Raw genomic sequence first — 245 nt, 5'->3', positions numbered from 1 at the left:
ATTTCAGATTCTAGACCATAAATTGGTCTAATATCTGACATCTTTTATCTGATGTCTAATTTATCGGTAATATACATCACAAAGTCAAAACCTTTATCGCACTTATAAGAACTTGTCTTAAATATTTTTAAGATTAAAATAACCAATAGGCTATAAATCAACGGGTAATTAGTACTACTCGGCTATGACATAACTGTCTTTACACCTATAGCCTATCAACGTTGTCATCTCCAACGACCCTTAAA

The 245-nt window shown here is 31.4% G+C and carries 1 rRNA gene; it reads right to left on the bottom strand.

The features are described 5' to 3' along the window. Positions 1–147 precede the first annotated feature (147 nt). Positions 148–245 (bottom strand): 23S ribosomal RNA (locus AC23MB_RS14500); the annotation flags it as partial.

The sequence above is a fragment of the Soonwooa sp. T0.1_25 genome (assembly GCF_057652215.1).
This window is presented reverse-complemented; position numbering and strand designations above follow the sequence as displayed.